Below are 15,216 nucleotides of genomic sequence, written 5' to 3' on the forward strand. Positions count from 1 at the left end.
CTCATTTCGGAGAACCACCACCGATGAAGTTCATGATCGTCAACGCGTTCGGGCGTTCGAACCGCGGCGACTCCGTCCTGCTCGACGAATGCATCCACGAAATCCGCGCGCGTTATCCGGATGCGAAGATCGCCGGCGCGGTCTTCGAAGGCATCGCCGACGCGGCCGCCGTGCACCCGAAAGTGGCTTGGTCCGAACGCATCGGCAATACCGGCGGCGGCGGTCTCGTCAACCGGCTGAAGTCGCTCGTCTATCTGCTGGCGGCCTGGCTGTCGCCCTATCTGCCCTTTCTCGGTCTCGAAAAACTGCTGCCGCCGGCGCAGCGCGAGACGCTCGCCGCCATCCGCGACGCCGATGTGGTGATTTCAGCGCCGGGCGGCTATATCCACGACACCAATTTCGCCTATTTCATCGCGCTTCTGCATGTGCATCTCGGCACGCTCTACAGGAAGACGGTCATTCTCGCGCCGCAAAGCGTGGGGCCGATCGAGCGGCCGCTGTCACGCGCCGTCGCCCGCCATGTGCTCGGCAGGGTGCCGTTCCTCTGCGCCCGCGAAAGCTATTCCTACGACTTCCTCGCCCATGAACTGAAGCTGCCGGAAAAGCAGATCTTCCGCACCGGCGACAGCGCCTTCTGGAACGACCGCGTCGAGGACGACAGTGAGCTGGTGGACGGCATCTATCGCCAGATCGGCGTCGATCCGGCCAAGCCGATCTTCGGCATGACGGTGGTCAACTGGTCCTTCCCGAAATCGAAGGAGCCGCGCGCCGACTACGAGCGCTACACCGACGCCGTGGCGCGAGCCGCCGACCGTATGAGCGAGACGCACGGCGTGACGCCGGTGATCTTCAATCAGGTCTCCGAAGACCTGAAGACGGCCTATGACGTGCAGAAGAAGGCCAAGCATCCGGTGGTGATCGACGCGGTCAGCCGCGAGCCGGACATTCTGCGCGCGCTGATCCGTCGCTCAAGCGTGTTTCTCGGCACGCGCTTTCATTCCTGCATCTTCGCGATGATGGCGGGCCGGCCGACCTTCGCCATCGCCTATCTGCCGAAGACCGAATATATCATGAACGACCTCAAGCTCAGCCACCGGCATACGCCGATCGACAAGATCGACTACGCCTATCTGATCGAGCGGGTGTCGAAGGATTACGCCGATCTCGCCGCATCCGAGGCCGAGATCCAGAACGCCGTGAAGGTCTACCAGACCAATTTCACCCGGCTGCAGGACATACTCACCAAGATCGGGAGCCGCTCATGATCAGGCGGCTGGCGCTGACGCTGCCCACGGTCTCTCCGCTCGGCGGCGGCGTGTCGGAAGCGGTGCGGCTGCATCTGTCGGCGTTGGCGCCGGCGGGTTTTGAGAACATCAGCGTGCATGCCGTGGACGACTCGACCGAGAAGGTCGATCCGGAACAATGGCGGGCGGCGGAACTGCATCTGCATCGCTTCCTCGGGCCGAAGAGCTACAGTTTTGCGCCCGGCGCGCTTGTCTCGCTGCTCAAAGCCGATCCGGATCTCGTGCATGTGCATGGGGTCTGGCAGTTTCAAGCCGCCGCCGCTTATGCCTGGTCGATGCTGACAGGGCGTCCCTATGTGGTGAGCCCGCATGGCATGCTGGAGCCGTGGATCCGGGCGCGTTCGCCTGAGCTCAAGGGCGCGGTGTCGAAACTCTATCAGAATCGCTTCCTGCGCAAGGCCGCCGGCTTTCATCTGCTGACCGACAAGGAAGGCGGCGATGTCGCGGAATTCGTGACGGGCCAGCCGAGCCGCATCATCCGCAATTTCGCGCAGGCCTTCGCGAGCGACGGGCAACCACCCTCCTGGATGAAGCCGGACTATGAGGGCCGCAAGGTCTATCTGTTCCTCGGCCGCATCCATGAGAAGAAGGGCTGCATGGAGCTGATGCAGGCCTGGGAAAAGCTGTCGATCGACGATGCCGATTTTGCCCGGTCGTCGCTGCTGGTGTTCTGCGGCTGGAACGACGGCATCGAGGGTTTCGAGCGGCGCGCAGATGAGCTCAACCGTAAATTCGGCAATGTGCTGTTCGCCGGCCCGCAATATGGGCCTGACAAGGCCCGCTCCATGGCGTCGGCCCGTTATTTCCTTCTGCCTTCCAAGAGCGAGGGCCTGCCGATGGCGGTGCTCGAGGCCTGGGCGGCGGGCGTGCCCGCGATCCTGACGCCTGAATGCAACCTCGCGATCGGCTTCGAGCGCGGCGCAGCCTTCCGCACAGGCTTTACGCCGGAGACGATCTATCCGGCTCTCAAGGCTGCGCATATGCTGTCGGATGCGGAGTGGAACGAGGCGTCAGAGCGTTCGAGGGCGCTGGCGGCGGAGGAATTCTCCGAGGAAAGCGTGCGCAACGGGTTGCTCGATCTCTATCAGGCAGCCATCGATTGGAAGAAGGTGAAACAATGAGCGTTCTCGACGCCAAATCGGCCAATCCGCGCGAGGGCGGACCGAGCTTTTCGCTGAAACACCGGCTGTTCCGCGCCGCCTGGAACCTGACCTGGGCTGTCGCCGGCAGCTGGACGCCGGTGCCGCTCTATGGCTGGCGGCGATTCCTGCTCAACGCTTTCGGCGCGAAACTCTCGCCCAAGGCGCGGGTCTATCCCAAGACGACGATCTGGTATCCGCCGAACCTCACTATGGATGACCATGCGCTGGTCGGGCCGGGCGTGATTCTCTACAATATGGGACCGATGCGGATCGGCTCCTACGCCATCATCTCCCAGCGCGCCCATCTCTGCGGCGGCACGCATGATCCCGATGATCCGCATTTCCAGATCCAGCCCAAGCCTGTGACCATCGAGCCCAAGGCCTGGGTGGCGGCGGAGGCCTTCGTGGGACCGGGAGTCACGGTGGGCGAAGGGGCTATTCTCGGCGCGCGCGCCGTGGCGGCGAAGAATCTCGAACCCTGGGGGATCTACGCGGGGAACCCGGCGAAGAAGATCCGGGAGCGGAAGAAGTTTTAGGCCTTGGCGTCACTTGGTGATCTGGCCGGCGTGCATAGCCCCAACCGGCTGCCGCCACCTTCTCTCCGCGCTTGCGGGGAGAAGGGCAATGGAGCGCCGAAATCGCCACGACCGCCTTCTCCTCGTTCTTCGGAGAGAAGGTGGCGGGAGCCGGATAAGGGGCGGAACACGCCCTATAATAGCACGCGAGACTCACCCAATCCGATGCTGATAGGCGCCGCGAGACGCTCCCGACACATAGCGCGACAATTTGCCGAGCCGGGTCTTCGACACCACGACGCCCAGGAGTTTGGCCTTGATGGCGGGTTCGCCCGCCAGCACTGACGCAATCAGATCGGCCGGCGCGCCGCCCCATTCGGCGACCAGCAGGAAGCCGTCGACCACGGGAGCGATGGCGGACGCGTCGGAGACGGCGGCGATGGCCGGGAAGTCGAGGATGACGATATCGTGCTCGCCGGCCTGCTTGGCCAGGAATTCACGGAACTTCTCCCCTGTCCACAGAGCGGCGGGATCGGCCTTGCGGCCCTCGCCCACCGGCAGAAGCGTCAGATTGCTCTTGCGGTCGAAAAGCGCGGCCTGATCGAGCGGGGCGTCGACCATGACGGCGTCGACAATGCCGCCGGCGGGACGGCCGGCCAGCCAGTTGGTGAGGTCGGGATCGCGGAGATGGCCATCGACCAGCAGCACGCGGCGGCCCTGATTGGCGAGCTGTGCGGCGAGATTGGCGGCGACCACGGTCTTGCCCTCGCCGGGGAGAACCGAGGTGACGCCGATGACCCGGGCTTTGTCCCCAGGCGCAGGAAGGGCCGCCACGCCAGCGGAACGCAGCGTCTCGGCAAAGCGGTTATAGGGCTGGTCGACCGATCGGCGGGCGCCGGCGGGCAGGCTGAATTCGGAGACGGTGGTGGAGCCTGCGCGACGGCGCTCCTTGGGCACCACGGGCATATAGCCGAGGAAACGGACGCCGAGGCTGCGGGCGAGCGCGTCGCCGTCACGGAAGCCCCGGTCGCGCATTTCCCGCCAAGCGGCGAAAAGGCAGCCCAGCGCCGCGCCGAGAATAGCCCCGACCGCCAGCAGGAAGCCCTTGCGCGGCGCGATCGGCGCGCCGGGCTGTCTGGCGTCTGAAATGATGACGGCGTCGACGCCGGGCAGCGCGCGAGAGATGGTCACGTCCTGCAGCTTGGCGGCCAGCGCGTCGCGCGCCGGACCCGCGGCTGTGGCGAGTTCGGCTTCGATGGTGGAGCGGATACGGGCGTTGGCGGCGTCTGAAATCTGCTTCAATACTTCGGTGAAGGCCACAGCCACAGCGGACGCCGCTTCCTTCGCAACATCAGGATTTCCATGGGTGAATCCTATTGAGGCGACGTAAGTGCGCCCCTGCCGAGTGACGCTTACACCATTCCGGAGTGCGCTGAGAACAATTTCATCGCCCGCTGCGGCTTCTCCCAGTTGGACATGATAGCGCGCCAGTGGCGTTTGACCTAAGAGCTGATCAAGAAGAGAAGGCTGGACGCCGGTATATCCCAGCAATTCATCGAGATGCGACATCTTAGCGGCAGCGGCGCGCAACACGGTGGTCGACTTCGCGAGTTCCATCTGGCTGAGGAACTGGCCTTCTTCTTCCGGCGTCGTGGTGACAGCGCCTTCCCGAAGCGGATCGACGGCGAAGCCGGAGCGGACCATGACGGTGGCGGCGGCGCTGTAGCGCGGCGGCTGGCTGGCGGCATAGAGACCGCCGGCGGCGAGGCCGAGAATGGTGAAGACAGCCAATCCCTTCCAGCGGCGGCGAAAGATGCCGGCGAGCTGTTCGAGAACGTGAATATCGGAGGAGGAAGCCGCGTTGTTGGCCAAGAAAGCACCCTATATCGCCAAGGAAAGGCGGCCCCGTGAAGGAGCCGCCAAGGCGATATAGAATGCGGTTGTGTCGCAATCAAGGTAAGGGCGGCGCCATGGTGAATGTCGACGTCAGGCCGTGCGCAGGCGCTTCTGCTCGACGGCGATATTCGCCATGGAGGCGATGAGAATCATCGCGGCGCCCAGCCAGAGATAGCCCTCTGGCGCGTAGCCGAAGACGATCCAGCCTGCTGCGACATTCAATGGCAGCTTGAGATCGTCGAAGGGCTGCACATAGGCCGCGTCGGCGCTTTCATAGGCCTTGGCAAGCCAGTATTGCGCGAGCGCCATCACCAGGCCGGAGAGCGCGACCCAGCCCAACACTTCGCCTGTGGGCCACTGGAACCCAGCCGCGACAGAGAAAGCGGCATTGATCGGCGTCAGCAGCAGCAGCAGCCAGACGGTGACGGTCGCGGAACTCTCCTCGGGCAGCAGGCTCTTGGTCAGGAGCGAGGCGCCGCCCCAGAAAGCCGCCGCCAGCACCGGCAGCAGCGAATAGAGCGAAAAGGCGTCGGACCACGGGCTGAGGATGACCATCGCGCCAGCGAAGCCGAGCGTGATCGCGCCCCAGCGCTCCACCGTCACTTTTTCACCCAGAAACAACGCCGCGCCTGATGTGACGAAGAAGGGCGAGGTCATCACCAGCGCAATGGCCTGCCAGATCGGCACGCCATTGGCCAGACCCATCACCCAGGCCTGCACGCCGAGCACCGACAGCGCCACGCGCGCCAGATGCGTCAGCGGCCGCCGGGTCGCCAGCGCGCGAAAACCGGCTTTGACCACGACAGGCAGTGAAAACAACAGCGCGAAGCCGTATTGCCAGAAAGCGTCGGCGGTGGGGGGAAGGCCGAGATTCATCGTGACATGCTGCGTCACCACATTGACCAGCGTGAAGCCGAGGCCCGCCAGCACCATGAACGCCGCGCCGCGGAAGGCGGGCGAAGATATTGCATTCAAACCAGACTGATTCATGTTCCTATCCCATCGGGGCCAACACAAATCAGGGCGCACGAGGATGCGCAATTTCACCGCAGATGCGCAGAGCGCGTTCCCGGCAGCCATTGTCAAACCCGCTCTCTTTCATCCGGACTGTGACCGTCGGCTCTGGAATTGCGCCAGATCTGCTGACGCCTCCTGCGTTCGCAAGAGGCCGCTCGCGGGCTTGGATTTCTCCTTTACCGCCGGTGGGGAATTTCACCCCGCCCTGAGAACGTCGCCGATCGCCCGGCGCGGCAGATGTAGCGCCGCCACGGCGAGAGATCAAGGCTGCACGGGACCAACGATCGACGGCGCTGCGACGGGGGAACCGCTTTCGGATCGGCGCGTTGAGGTGGGCGCGGCTCCAGATTCGGATTTTTCATGGCCTCCTCCCCCTCCACCCGGTCCTTGATCGCTCTCGCTTTCCTCAACTTCTTTCTCGCCGACGCCCGCGACGGGTTGGGGCCCTTTCTCGATGGTTTTCTGGCCACGCGCGGATGGTCCCCCTTCACGCTCGGGATTATCGCCACCATGGGCGGGTTGCTGGGCATGGCCGCCACGCCGTTTTTCGGGGCGCTGGTCGACAAGAGCACGCGAAAGAGACTGCTGATCGTCTGTCCGATCGTGCTGGTGACGGCGGCTGCGCTGTGGACGCTTATCGCGCCCAACCCGATCTCCGTATTCGGCGGCCAGGCGCTGACCGCCGTGGTCGGCGCGGTGATCGGCCCGGCCGTGATGGGGCTGACTTTGGGATTGGTGGGCGAAAGGGCTTTTTCCCATCAGGTTGCGCGTAACGAAATCTGGAACCACGCCGGCAATGTCGCCTCGCTGGCGGCAGTCTTCGTGGCCAGCATGATGTTCGGCCTGTCGGGCGTGATCGGCCTGATGATCTTCACGGCGCTGGCGGCGAGCGCTGCGGCCGGCGCCATTCGCGGCGAGGAGATCGACCATGAGGCGGCGCGCGGCGGAGACGACGGCGGCGATCAGGGCTTCCGCCAGGCCCTGTCGGCGCCGGGCCTCTGGCGGCTGGCGGTGGTGCTGCTGATCTTCCATTTCGGCAACGCGCCGATCAGCCGGCTGATCGCCCAGCAATTTTCGATCGAACTCGGCTCGCCCTTCCAGACCACGGCCATCACCACCGGCGTGTCGCAACTGTCGATGATCGTGATGGCGGCGCTGGCGCCGTTTGCCCTCAAACGCTTCGGCCTGCCGGCGCTGTTCATCGTCGCGTTGGCGGCCCTGCCGCTCCGCGGGGCGCTCGCCGGTCTCACCGAAGGTTTCGTCATGGTCTATCCGATCCAGATCCTCGACGGCGTCGGGGCTGGCCTGATCGGCATCGCGACGCCGATCGCGGCGGAGCGGATCCTGGCGGGCACGGGCCGTTTCAACACCGGACTTGCAGCCGTGATGACGGTGCAGGGCGTCGGCGCCTCGCTGAGCAATATCGCCGCCGGTTTCCTGACCAAACAGGGCGGCTACAGCCTCGCCTATCTCGCCCATGGCGGCGTGGCGCTCCTGGCGCTGATCGCCTTCATGGCCTGGCGGGGCCTGATCGCGCCGCCCAGGCCGGCCCGCAAAAAACAAAACCCGGCCATGTGAAGGGCCGGGCCTTGCGCCAAATCTAGGCGGAAGCGATCAGCTGTTGACCGCGTCCTTCAGGCCCTTGCCTGCCGTGAACTTCGGCACGTTGCGCGCCGGGATGTCCACTTTCTCGCCGGTCGAAACATTGCGGCCGACGGAGGCTTCGCGGCGGCTAACGGAGAAGTTGCCGAAACCCACGAGGCGAATCTCGCCGCCCTTCTTGAGCTCGTCCTGCACGGTGTCGAACACCGCATCCACAGCGGTCGCTGCATCGGCCTTGCTGAGGCCAGAGCGTTCGGCGACAGCCGCCACGAGTTCACTCTTGTTCATGTTTCCACCCCTTTCTTGGTTGGTATGAAACGATTCGTAACGCGATGGGCAGAATAGTCATCGGCTGCCCGGCGGCAACTCTGTTATACGAAAAACCCGGCGAATCCAGCCTGTTCAACGCTTTTTCCATAACGAAATGGCCGGTCTTTCGACCGGCCATCGTGTTTTCGGATCATTCTGAGGCGTCGCGGCCTCAGTGAGCGATCGACACCGTCGCGTCGCCGTCGGCATCGGCCTTGGCCGGCGCGTTCTCGAAAGATTCGTCCCATTCGATCGGAACCGGCTGACGCACCAGAGCATGCTCCAGCACCTCGCCCATTCTGGAGACCGGAATGATCTCCATATTGTTCTTCACGTTGTCCGGGATGTCCGCCAGGTCCTTGGCGTTGTCGGCCGGAATGAGCACCTTCTTGATGCCGCCGCGCAGCGCCGCCAGCAACTTTTCCTTGAGCCCGCCGATCGGCGAAACGCGCCCGCGCAGGGTGATCTCGCCGGTCATCGCCACGTCGTGACGAACCGGAATGCCGGTCATCACCGAAACGATGGCGGTGACCATGCCGATGCCGGCCGACGGACCGTCCTTGGGCGTCGCTCCATCCGGAACGTGCACGTGGATGTCGCGCTTTTCGAACAAGGGCGGCTTGATGCCGAAATCGATGGCGCGCGAACGGACATACGACGCCGCCGCGGAAATCGATTCCTTCATCACGTCCTTCAGATTGCCGGTGACCGTCATGCGGCCCTTGCCCGGCATCATCAGCCCTTCGATCATCAGCAATTCGCCGCCGACCTCGGTCCAGGCGAGACCGTTGACCACGCCGACCTGGTCTTCTTTGTCGGCCTCGTCGTGACGGAAGCGCGGCACGCCGAGATAATCGGACAGATTATCCTTGGTGACTTCGACCTTGAGCACGCGGGTGCGCAGGATTTCGGTCACGGCCTTGCGGGCCAGCTTGCTGATCTCGCGCTCGAAATTTCGAACGCCCGCTTCACGGGTATAGGACCTGATGACCTCGAGCAGCGCTTCGTCGGTCATCGAGAATTCCTTCGGTTGCAGCGCATGATCGCGCATGGCCTTGGAAATCAGGTGCCGCTTGGCGATTTCCAGCTTTTCGTCCTCGGTATAGCCGGCGATGCGAATGATCTCCATGCGATCCATCAAGGGCGCAGGGATGTTCAGCGTGTTCGCCGTGGTGATGAACATCACGTTGGACAGGTCATATTCCACTTCCAGGTAGTGGTCCATGAAGGTGGAGTTCTGTTCCGGATCCAGCACCTCGAGCAGAGCCGAAGACGGATCGCCGCGGAAGTCCATGCCCATCTTGTCGATTTCATCGAGCAGGAAGAGCGGATTGGCCTTCTTCGCCTTTTTCATCGACTGCACGACCTTGCCGGGCATGGAGCCGATATAGGTCCGACGGTGACCGCGGATCTCGGCCTCGTCACGCACGCCGCCCAGCGCCATGCGGACATATTCGCGTCCGGTGGCCTTGGCGATCGAACGCGCCAGCGAGGTCTTGCCGACGCCCGGAGGGCCGACGAGGCACAAAATCGGGCCGCGGATCTTGGTCGACCGCGCCTGCACGGCGAGATATTCGACGATGCGCTCCTTGACCTTGTCGAGGCCGAAGTGATCGGTGTCGAGGATCTTCTCGGCGTTCAGCAAGTCGGTCTTGACGCGCGAGAACTTGCCCCAGGGCAGGCCGAGCAGCCAATCGAGATAGTTGCGCACGACGGCGGCTTCCGCCGACATCGGGCTCATCTGCTTGAGCTTGCGGAATTCGGCGTCGGCCTTTTCGCGCGCTTCCTTCGACAGCTTGGTCTTGGCGATCCGGCTTTCGATTTCGGCCATCTCGTCGCGGCCGTCCTCGTCGCCCAGTTCCTTCTGGATCGCCTTCATCTGTTCGTTGAGGTAATATTCGCGCTGGGTCTTTTCCATCTGGCGCTTGACGCGCGAGCGGATGCGCTTCTCGACCTGGAGGACGGAAATCTCGCCTTCCATGAAGCCCAGCGCCTTCTCCAGCCGTTCCTTGACGCTGACGGTTTCCAGCATGCCCTGCTTGTCGGTCAGCTTGATCGACAGATGCGAGGCCACGGTGTCGGCGAGCTTGGAATAGTCGTCGATCTGGCCGGCGGCGTTGACCACTTCGGGCGAGATCTTCTTGTTGAGCTTCACATAGTTCTCGAACTCGGACACGACGGAGCGAGACAGAGCCTCGATCTCGACGGCGTCTTCCTTCGGCTCGACCAGAACGCTGGCGGCGGCCTCGTAGTAATCCTCGCGATCTGTGTAGCTGTCGATCTTCGCGCGGCCGCGACCTTCGACCAGCACCTTGACGGTGCCGTCGGGCAGCTTCAGAAGCTGAAGCACGTTGGCTGCGGTTCCGACCTCGAAGATCGCCGAGGGCGACGGATCGTCATCGGTGGCGTTCTTCTGCGTGACCAGAAGGATCTGGCGATCGGTGCCGATAACCTCCTCCAGCGCGCGGATCGACTTCTCGCGGCCGACGAACAGCGGCACGATCATATGTGGAAACACCACGATGTCGCGCAACGGCAGGACGGGATAGTTCTGCTGGCTTTCTTCCGTCGGGAATGTTTTTTTGGTCATTTGTTTCCCTTTCAGTCCAGACCCCTATGACTGCCGGAGAGTGGTCCGCGCCATCGGCCTGTTCGGGGTAGAGGTGGAGATCCTAAGCATGCAATTCAAGGCTGGAACGAGCGCCCCCAATTGCCTGCCGTCAAAAATCCGTCATATCCCCGTGAACATTCAATACGATCCGGATGGTCCGAAGCTTACGCGGTCGCCGCGTATTAGCATCGCCGGAATCTCACAAGTGTTTTGCGCCCATACGGCCGCCAAGGCAACGCGTTTTTCGCCATCGGCTCGCCAAACCGCGTCTCGGACGCAAAAAGCCCGGCCGGAGCCGGGCTTCAGGTCGGATATCGACGGTCATGACCTCAAGCGGAGGCCGGAGCCTTTTCGTCGCGGCGATCGGCATAGATGTAGAGCGGACGGGCGCTGCCCTTGGCCACTTCTTCCGAAATCACCACTTCCTGGACGCCGTCCATGGCCGGCAGTTCGAACATCGTGTCGAGCAGGATCTTTTCCATGATCGAGCGAAGGCCGCGGGCGCCGGTCTTGCGGATGATCGCCTTGCGGGCGATTTCGCGAAGCGCCGCTTCGTGGAAGGTCAGTTCCACGTCTTCCATCTCGAACAGGCGCTGATACTGCTTCACCAGCGCGTTCTTCGGTTCGCTGAGAATCTGGATCAACGCGTCCTCGTCGAGGTCTTCCAGCGTCGCCACGACGGGCAGACGACCGATGAATTCCGGGATGAGGCCGAATTTGACCAGATCTTCCGGCTCGAGATCGCGCAGCACGTGACCGACGCGACGATCGTCCGGAGCCGCGACCTTGGCGGCGAAGCCGATCGAGGTCTTCTCCGAGCGCGCCGAGATGACCTTTTCGAGGCCGGCGAAAGCGCCGCCGCAGATGAACAGGATGTTGGTCGTGTCCACCTGCAGGAATTCCTGCTGCGGATGCTTGCGGCCGCCCTGCGGCGGAACCGAGGCCACGGTGCCTTCCATGATCTTCAGCAGAGCCTGCTGGACGCCCTCGCCCGACACGTCGCGGGTGATCGAGGGATTGTCCGACTTGCGGCTGATCTTGTCGACTTCGTCGATATAGACGATGCCGCGCTGGGCGCGTTCGACGTTGTAATCGGCAGCCTGCAGCAGTTTCAGGATGATGTTCTCGACGTCCTCACCGACATAACCCGCTTCGGTGAGCGTCGTGGCGTCCGCCATGGTGAACGGCACGTCGATGATGCGGGCCAGCGTCTGGGCGAGATAGGTCTTGCCGCATCCGGTGGGGCCGACCAACAGGATGTTGGACTTCGCCAGTTCGATGTCCTGGCTCTTGGAGGCGTGCGCCAACCGCTTGTAGTGATTGTGCACGGCGACGGCGAGAATGCGCTTGGCCGTCTTCTGGCCGATGACATACTCGTCGAGAACCTTCATGATGTCCTGCGGGGTCGGCACGCCTTCCCGCGACTTGACCATGGAGGATTTGTTTTCCTCGCGGATGATGTCCATGCAGAGTTCGACGCATTCGTCGCAGATGAACACGGTTGGCCCCGCGATCAGCTTGCGCACCTCATGCTGGCTCTTGCCGCAGAAAGAACAATAAAGCGTGTTCTTCGAGTCGCCACTGTTGCTTCCGCTGACTTTGCTCATTTTCACTTCCTTCCAGCACGCCGCGACCAGAAAGGAACGCGGGGTCGATCATGACACCCCGGCATGAAGCGGCATTCCGCTGTTACACGAGGCCTGGGGGACAGATGGTTCGGCGTAACGCAGCACATTCGCCAGAAAACAGCAACATGTCCCCATTGCTCAATGGGAAGCCTATGTCACAATTCTTCAACATAGGCTTAATGCTATTCCTAAACGCCCAAGGCTTCCACGCAAACTGCTATCGGACACAATCTTGTCAAGAACAGGGCTTGTCAAGCGAAGAGCGGACGCGCCGCTCTTCCAGTCGAAGCATTTCGCGCGGCCATGAGCCTCAGGCCTCCTCGCCACCCTCGCGTTCGGCGCGGGTGGTGATCACGTCGTCGACCAGACCCCAGGTCTTGGCTTCCTCGGCGGTCATGAAATTGTCGCGGTCGAGAGCGCGTTCGACTTCCTCGTAAGAGCGGCCGGTGTGCTTCTCGTAGATCTCGTTCAGGCGGCGCTTCATCTTGAGGATGTCGCGGGCGTGACGTTCGATGTCGACCGCCTGGCCCTGGAAGCCGCCGGAGGGCTGGTGGACCATGATGCGGGCGTTCGGCGTGGCGAAACGCAGGCCCTTTGTGCCTGCGGTCAGCAGCAGCGAGCCCATGGACGCGGCCTGGCCGACGCAGAGCGTCGAGACCGGCGGACGAATGAACTGCATCGTGTCGTAGATCGCCATGCCGGCCGTGACATAGCCGCCCGGCGAATTGATGTAGAGCGAGATTTCCTTCTTCGGGTTTTCCGACTCCAGGAACAGAAGCTGCGCGCAGGCGAGCGCCGCCATCGTGTCGTCCACCGGGCCGATCAAAAAGATGATCCGCTCCCGAAGCAGCCGCGAGAAGATGTCCCAACCACGTTCGCCGCGATTGGTCTGCTCGATCACCTGGGGAATAATCGCCATGGTGGTTTCAATCGGATCTCTCATGTCCATCCTTCACATAAACTCCCCGGAGATCGGTTATTTTCTCGGGAATCAACCTTTTCTCTTTTCCCATACATAGAGTGTCCGTCCCCCGGACTTCAAGCCATGCGCGGAAATTGCGCTATCCCTGTACGATTCGCACTTAAGGTCAGATTACGGCGGGGCATGCCTGCACCGGAATTGGCCGTCACGGTGAACAATCTATGAAATGCCGCGTCAAAATCAGACGCGGAGATGGCGGACGGGATATTCGGCTATCACATGGTCCGACGTCATCAGCAGCGGATCTTCGGCCGGCGCTCGGGCGATCGGCAGCCGATCAAACGGGTCGCGGTGGATGAGCGGCGGATCCAGAACGCGAACCGCATGGGCGCCGGTGACGGGGAGTTCCTCGTAGCCTTCGGCGATCAGCATCGACCTCAGCCTTTATGGGTCGACATTGAAGTCCGCCTTCCTCAGCGATTGCTTGATCGCCACCTCAAGGACCGAGATCGCGCTGAACCAGATATTGTTGCCGGAGTGTTGCCGGAGTTCTCCAGAATTTCCGTCGTCTCCCTGGACAATCGAGCCGACTGCATCGACATCCAAATCAAGATGTTGGTGTCAACGAGGCAGTTCATCGCGCCCCTCGAAAAGCGCAATGCTCTCGTCCCGACACATGGCGTCGAAATCGTAGGGAACGCTCATCTGGCCATCGAGAAAGCCTAAACGGCGCGGTCGGCGAGGAGCTTTTTCCGCTGGCTCGAAACGCACCACGGGCTTACCCGCCTTTTCAACGATAATCGTCTCGCCGCTCTCGGCGGCCGACATCAAGTCGCTGAAGTTTTCTTCCGCTTCCTGCAGGCTAACATGACGCATGGCCGTTCTCCCGCTCAACGGGCCTGAATATGAGACAGGAGCGGCGCCATTGCAATTTTCACAGGCCCCGCCATAAAGTCCCGCGGAGTTCACACGAGTATCCCGCATGTCCCATTTCCCCGCCTATTTCAAATTCGACGCCGGCAATCGCCGCGTGTCGCTCGACGCCCGCAATCCGGACTTCTACCGCGATCCGAACATCGCTTACGCGGCCATGCACGCCGCCTCGCCCACCTTCTGGTGGGAGGAAGAAAAGCAGTGGTATTTCACCGGCTATGACACGGTGAACGCCTTCCTGCGCGACCGCCGCTTCGGCCGGCAGATCACCCATGTGATGAGCCGCGAAGAGTTGGGCTGGGCGGAGCCGCGCGCCGATCTCGCCGATTTCGATCGCGCCGAGTCGAAATCGCTTCTGTCGCTCGAAGCGCCCGAGCATACGCGGCTGCGCACTCTGGTGAACCGCGCTTTCGTGTCGCGCCAGATCGAGAAGCTCCGGCCCGAGATCACCTCGCTCTGTCACGAACTGATCGACGGCTTTGCGCCCGACCGCGGCACGGAGCTTTTGTCCTCCTTCGCCGAGGTCATCCCCGTCACCATCATCGCGGCCATGATGGGCGTGCCGATGGGCATGCGGCGGCAATTGCTCGACTGGAGCCACGACTACGTGCGGATGTACATGTTCGGCCGCACCGCGGAAGATGAAACGCTGGCCAATAAGGCGGCGCGGGAATTCGCCGATTATGTGAAGACGCTCGCCAAGGAAAAGCGCGCCAATCCGCAGGATGACCTTCTCACGCTGATGCTGTCTCCGGCCCGCGATGGCCAGTTCCTGACCGAGGACGAACTGGTCTCCACCGCAATCGTTTTGCTCAATGCCGGCCATGAAGCAACGGTGCATCAGATCGGCAATGCGGTAAACATCATCCTCGGCTCCGAGCACGACCCGAAGACGCTGTTTTCTGACGCGAAGAGCACCGAATTGACCGTCGAAGAAAGCTTCCGCATTTCCGCCCCTGTCCACATCTTCAAGCGTTGGGCGCTCGAGGATGTCGAGGTCGACGGCGTGCAACTGCGCAAGGGCGACGAGATCGGCCTCATCCTCGCCGCCGCCAATCTCGATCCGAAAAAGTTCTCCGATCCCCTTGCCTTCAAGCCGGATCGCAATGAAGGCCTCAGCCTCTCCTTCGGCGCCGGCATCCATTTCTGCATCGGCGCGCCGCTGGCGCGGCTGGAAATGAACATCGCGCTGCCGATCCTGTTCGAGCGGCTGCCGAAGATGCGGATCGCCCGGGAGCCGGTGGTGAAGGACGTGTATCACTTCCATGGACTGGAGCGGCTGGATCTGGAGTGGTGACCCTCTGAGCCTTCTGGCGTCCGAAAACAGGACGCCGCGA

At 62.6% G+C, this 15,216-nt stretch carries 13 protein-coding genes and 1 riboswitch; of the genes, 5 read left to right on the top strand and 8 right to left on the bottom strand.

What is annotated here, in order from left to right:
• Window positions 1–23: 23 nt before the first annotated feature.
• Genes OCK01_RS01025 through OCK01_RS01035 form a run of 3 tightly spaced genes read left to right on the top strand, consistent with a single transcriptional unit; the run spans window position 24 to window position 2,982 of the window.
• A complete protein-coding gene (locus OCK01_RS01025) occupies window positions 24–1,265 on the top strand; it encodes a polysaccharide pyruvyl transferase family protein (protein ID WP_263822314.1) in 1,242 nt (413 codons plus the stop codon).
• A complete protein-coding gene (locus OCK01_RS01030) occupies window positions 1,262–2,425 on the top strand; it encodes a glycosyltransferase (protein ID WP_263822315.1) in 1,164 nt (387 codons plus the stop codon). The genes OCK01_RS01025 and OCK01_RS01030 overlap by 4 nt, the downstream gene beginning before the upstream one ends.
• Complete coding sequence (locus tag OCK01_RS01035; RefSeq protein WP_263822316.1) at window positions 2,422–2,982, top strand: putative colanic acid biosynthesis acetyltransferase; 561 nt, start codon at window positions 2,422–2,424, stop codon at window positions 2,980–2,982. The genes OCK01_RS01030 and OCK01_RS01035 overlap by 4 nt, the downstream gene beginning before the upstream one ends.
• A 192-nt stretch (window positions 2,983–3,174) precedes the next feature.
• On the opposite strand, the gene OCK01_RS01040 is transcribed toward OCK01_RS01035, so the two are convergent.
• On the bottom strand, window positions 3,175–4,833 hold the full coding sequence (locus tag OCK01_RS01040) for a Wzz/FepE/Etk N-terminal domain-containing protein (RefSeq protein ID WP_263822317.1): 1,659 nt from the start codon (window positions 4,831–4,833) through the stop codon (window positions 3,175–3,177).
• A 114-nt stretch (window positions 4,834–4,947) separates the two neighbouring features.
• The gene (locus OCK01_RS01045; RefSeq protein ID WP_263822318.1) at window positions 4,948–5,847 is read right to left on the bottom strand and encodes a DMT family transporter; all 900 of its coding nucleotides are present in this window, start codon (window positions 5,845–5,847) and stop codon (window positions 4,948–4,950) included.
• A gap of 96 nt (window positions 5,848–5,943) precedes the next feature.
• Window positions 5,944–6,091: riboswitch (FMN riboswitch) on the bottom strand.
• A 143-nt stretch (window positions 6,092–6,234) separates the two neighbouring features.
• On the opposite strand from OCK01_RS01045, the gene OCK01_RS01050 reads away from it, so the two are divergent.
• Window positions 6,235–7,452: an MFS transporter gene (locus OCK01_RS01050; RefSeq protein WP_263822319.1), complete on the top strand. Its 1,218-nt coding sequence runs from the start codon at window positions 6,235–6,237 to the stop codon at window positions 7,450–7,452.
• A gap of 36 nt (window positions 7,453–7,488) precedes the next feature.
• Here OCK01_RS01050 and hupB read toward each other — a convergent pair whose 3' ends face one another.
• The 6 genes from hupB to OCK01_RS01080 all read right to left on the bottom strand — a co-directional run bounded on the left by hupB (window position 7,489) and on the right by OCK01_RS01080 (window position 13,930).
• A complete protein-coding gene (gene hupB, locus OCK01_RS01055; RefSeq protein WP_137158040.1) occupies window positions 7,489–7,764 on the bottom strand; it encodes a DNA-binding protein HupB in 276 nt (91 codons plus the stop codon).
• A gap of 193 nt (window positions 7,765–7,957) precedes the next feature.
• Entirely contained in the window at window positions 7,958–10,375 is a 2,418-nt protein-coding gene (lon, locus tag OCK01_RS01060; protein WP_263822320.1) for an endopeptidase La, read from the bottom strand.
• 350 nt (window positions 10,376–10,725) lie between these two features.
• Window positions 10,726–12,003: an ATP-dependent Clp protease ATP-binding subunit ClpX gene (clpX, locus tag OCK01_RS01065; RefSeq protein ID WP_263822321.1), complete on the bottom strand. Its 1,278-nt coding sequence runs from the start codon at window positions 12,001–12,003 to the stop codon at window positions 10,726–10,728.
• A 331-nt stretch (window positions 12,004–12,334) separates the two neighbouring features.
• On the bottom strand, window positions 12,335–12,967 hold the full coding sequence (locus OCK01_RS01070) for an ATP-dependent Clp protease proteolytic subunit (RefSeq protein ID WP_263822322.1): 633 nt from the start codon (window positions 12,965–12,967) through the stop codon (window positions 12,335–12,337).
• Between the two features lie 219 nt (window positions 12,968–13,186).
• Window positions 13,187–13,378 (bottom strand): hypothetical protein, encoded by a 192-nt coding sequence (locus OCK01_RS01075; RefSeq protein ID WP_263822323.1) that lies wholly within the window; start codon window positions 13,376–13,378, stop codon window positions 13,187–13,189.
• A gap of 189 nt (window positions 13,379–13,567) precedes the next feature.
• Window positions 13,568–13,930 carry a type II toxin-antitoxin system Phd/YefM family antitoxin gene (locus OCK01_RS01080; protein ID WP_263822324.1) on the bottom strand — a complete coding sequence of 121 codons (363 nt, stop codon included), beginning with the start codon at window positions 13,928–13,930 and terminating at the stop codon, window positions 13,568–13,570.
• On the opposite strand from OCK01_RS01080, the gene OCK01_RS01085 reads away from it, so the two are divergent.
• Window positions 13,929–15,176 (top strand): cytochrome P450, encoded by a 1,248-nt coding sequence (locus OCK01_RS01085; protein ID WP_263822325.1) that lies wholly within the window; start codon window positions 13,929–13,931, stop codon window positions 15,174–15,176. The genes OCK01_RS01080 and OCK01_RS01085 overlap by 2 nt on opposite strands.
• The last annotated feature ends 40 nt before the right edge of the window (window positions 15,177–15,216 follow it).

Origin of the sequence: Rhizobium sp. TRM95796, from assembly GCF_025779995.1 — a bacterium.
Classification (GTDB): domain Bacteria; phylum Pseudomonadota; class Alphaproteobacteria; order Rhizobiales; family Rhizobiaceae; genus Rhizobium_E.